The 3,269-nt window shown below is 70.3% G+C and carries 3 protein-coding genes; all 3 read right to left on the bottom strand.

What is annotated here, in order from left to right:
• Window positions 1-275 (bottom strand): PLP-dependent transferase (locus Q4E95_RS12145; protein ID WP_303383553.1); only part of this gene is annotated, 275 nt, incomplete at its 3' end.
• Window positions 262-1,611 carry an aminotransferase class I/II-fold pyridoxal phosphate-dependent enzyme gene (locus Q4E95_RS12140; protein ID WP_303383552.1) on the bottom strand — a complete coding sequence of 450 codons (1,350 nt, stop codon included), beginning with the start codon at window positions 1,609-1,611 and terminating at the stop codon, window positions 262-264. The genes Q4E95_RS12140 and Q4E95_RS12145, both read right to left, overlap by 14 nt.
• On the bottom strand, window positions 1,608-3,269 hold a 1,662-nt coding region (metE, locus tag Q4E95_RS12135), incomplete at its 5' end, for a 5-methyltetrahydropteroyltriglutamate--homocysteine S-methyltransferase (RefSeq protein WP_303383551.1). The genes Q4E95_RS12140 and metE, both read right to left, overlap by 4 nt.

Genomic DNA, 3,269 nt, shown 5'->3' with positions numbered 1-3,269 from the left:
AACAGGGCGTCTTCGGCGGCCATGCCGGAGGCGAACGCGAACGCACGGGTGCCGCGCTCCACAGCGGCGAGCTGTTCCTCGAATCCGCCGCGCGTGGGGTTGGAACCGCGGCTGTACTCGTAGCCGCCGGTGCGGAATTGGTTGACGCCGTCCTGCACGAACGTGGAGGTCTGGTAGATCGGCGGGACCACGGCACCGGTGGTGGGGTCCGGTTCCTGACCGGCGTGAATGGCGCGCGTGGCCAGGCCGGGCAGCGAGAAATCAGTGATGGTCATGGAAAGAGTCCTTCTGCTGGTGGGCGGTGGCGCGGGCGGTGTGGGGGAGGTGTTCCCACGCCGCCGGCGCCTCGGTGGCGTCCGCGATCACGGACAGTGCTTGGAACAGGTCCGCGGTGAGGTCCGCGACATCCTCGAGGCCCACGGTGAAGCGCAGGGTCTGCCCGGTGATGCCGCTGGCACGGAACTGCTCGGGGGTCAGACGGCAATGCGTCATGCTCGCGGGGTGGGCCACCAGGGTGCGCACGTCGCCGATGTTGGCGGCGAGCTTGATGAGTCGCAGGGAATCGACCACGTGCTCGACCTGCTCTGGGACGCCGTTGAGATCGATCGAGAACACCCCGCCGGCGCCCCGGTAGCCACCCTGCTCGTACAACTCTTCCTGCCGCGCACCGCCGAAATGCGGGTGGTGCACGCGGGCCACGGCCGGGTGCCGGTTCAAGGTTGCCGCCAACGACGCCGCCGTGGCCGACTGGCGCTCCACGCGCACTCCCAGCGTGGAGATTCCCTGCAGGATCTCGTGGGCCGTGATGGCGCTCATACACGGGCCCAGGTCGTTGAGGTACTTGCAGCGGGCCACGCCCAACAGCGCACGCTTGGCGCCGTAGACCTCCACGGGGGAGCGATCACCCCAGCGCGGATGCGATGTGGTCAGCCACGGCCAACGCTGCGGGTCCTCGGTGGGGTCAAAGTTGCCGGTGTCCACCAGCAGACCGCCCAGGGGGCCGCCGTGACCGGAGAGGTACTTGGTGGCCGAGTGGACCACCAGGTCCGCCCCGTGCTCGCCGGGGGTGAACAGATGCGGGGTGGCCACGGTGTTGTCCACGATCACCACGGCACCGTTGCGGTGAGCGATGTCCGCGATCGTCTCCAGTTCCGGGAGATCCGCGAGCGGGTTGGCAATCGACTCCAGGAAAAACACGCGGGTCTGTGAGGTCACCGCGGCCTCCCATTCCTCGGGCCGGCGCGGATCAGCGAACGTCACGGTCAACCCGGTTTCGGCGAGTGTGTCCGTGAGCAGGTCCACGGTGCCGCCGTACAGGTGGGAGGACGCCACCACGTGCCCGTTGACCGGTCCGGTCAGCGCGAGTAACGCCAGGGTCACCGCGGCCTGCCCGGACGAGGTGGCCACGGCGCACTCGGCGCGTTCCAGTTTGGTCACTGCGGATTCCAGTGCGGTGACGTTCGGGTTGCCGGTGCGGGCGTAGGTGTACCCGGAGGCACGCTGCGCGAAGACCGCCCGAGCGTCGGCCAGGCTGGCGAACGCATACGCGGCGCTGTGGTGGATGGGCGCCACAATGGGGGTGCCCAGGGGGGCGTTGACGTGCTCGGTCACAGGAGGCTCCCTTCCGCCGCACGAGCGGTGGTGTCTGCGGAGGCGGCGGCCACGGAAGGTGCCGAGGCGGCGTCGTCGTGGGTCAATTCCGCGCGGACGGTGACGGCGGCGGCCACGAGGCGATCGAGGGCGGCCTCGGTCTCGGGCCAGCCGCGGGTCTTCAGGCCGCAGTCGGGGTTGACCCACACGCGGTCCGCACCAATGACCTTGGCGGCGTGGCGCACACGCTGAGCGACCTCGTCAAAGGTGGGTACGCGCGGGGAGTGGATGTCCCACACACCGGGGCCCACGTCACGCGGGAAGTTGCCCGCGGCCAGCCCGTCCACAATCCCCGAACCGGAGCGCGAGGCCTCCAGCGTGGTGACGTCCGCATCAAGGCCGTCGATGGCGTCCAGCACGGTCTCGAACTCGGAGTAGCACAGGTGGGTGTGGATCTGGGTTGCGGTCTCCGCACCGCCCGTGGCCAGGCGGAACGATCCCACGGACCAGTCCAGGTAATCCGGGCGGTCGGCCAGCGTGAGCGGCAGCAGTTCGCGCAGGGCGGGTTCGTCCACCTGGATGACGGCGGTTCCGGCGGCCTCGAGGTCCGTGATTTCGTCGCGCAGGGCCAGGGCCACCTGGTCGGCGACCTCGCGGGCGGGGGCGTCGTCGCGCACGAACGACCAGGCCAGGATGGTGACCGGACCGGTCAGCATGCCCTTGACCGGGCGATCCGTCAGTGACGCCGCGTAACCGGTCCAGTCCACCGTGATGGGGGCCGGGCGGGAGACGTCACCGAACAGGATGGACGGGCGCGTGCAGCGCGAACCGTAGGACTGCACCCACCCGTGCTGGGTGGTGACAAACCCGTCGAGACCCTCGGCAAAGTACTGCACCATGTCATTGCGCTCGGGTTCACCGTGCACCAGCACGTCCAGGCCGAGCTCTTCCTGCGTGCGTACGGTCTGTGCGATCTCGGCCCGGATCCTCTGCGTGTACTCGGCCTGGTCGATGCGGCCGGCGCGGAAATCGGCGCGCGTGGTGCGGATGCCGGGGGTCTGGGGGAACGAACCAATGGTCGTGGTGGGCAGCGGCGGCAGGTTCAGCCGCTGGGCCTGGGCGGTGCGGCGCTCATCGGCAGACGCGCGCTCGCGGTCCCGCTGCTGCACGGCCGCGGTGCGGGCACGAACCTCCTTGCGGTGCGTGGCCGGGTGCGCGGCTCGGCGGGAGCGGATCTGCGCGTCCTTGCCGAGTTCGGCGGCCACCGTGGACCAGCCGTCGCTCAGCCCGCGGGACAGCGTGACGACCTCGGCGACCTTTTGATCCGCGAACGCAACCCATTCCTTGATGTCCGGGTCCAGGGCGGTTTCGCGCTCCACATCGTGGGGGACGTGCAGCAACGGGGTCGCGGTTCCCACACTCACGGGGCCGCGCGCGGTGGCCTTGAGTCGGTCCAGGGTTTCCGAGGCCCTCCCCAGATCGGTGCGCCACACCGTACGGCCGCCGACGACGCCGCCCACGAGTGGGCGCTCGCCCCACGCCTCGAGCGCGGCCTCACCGGGTTCGCTGCCGCGGTCGAGGTCAATGGCGAGGGCCTCGATGTCGGTGGCGGCGAGTCCGAGCTGGGCGGCCTCTCCGGCGTCCCCGTACCCCACGGCGACCAGGATGTCGGGGCGGTT

Origin of the sequence: Kocuria sp. (assembly GCF_030536815.1) — a bacterium.
In the GTDB taxonomy this organism is placed as follows: domain Bacteria; phylum Actinomycetota; class Actinomycetes; order Actinomycetales; family Micrococcaceae; genus Kocuria; species Kocuria gwangalliensis.
The sequence above is the reverse complement of the archived record's forward strand: the minus strand, read 5'-3'. Positions and strand labels throughout refer to the sequence as shown.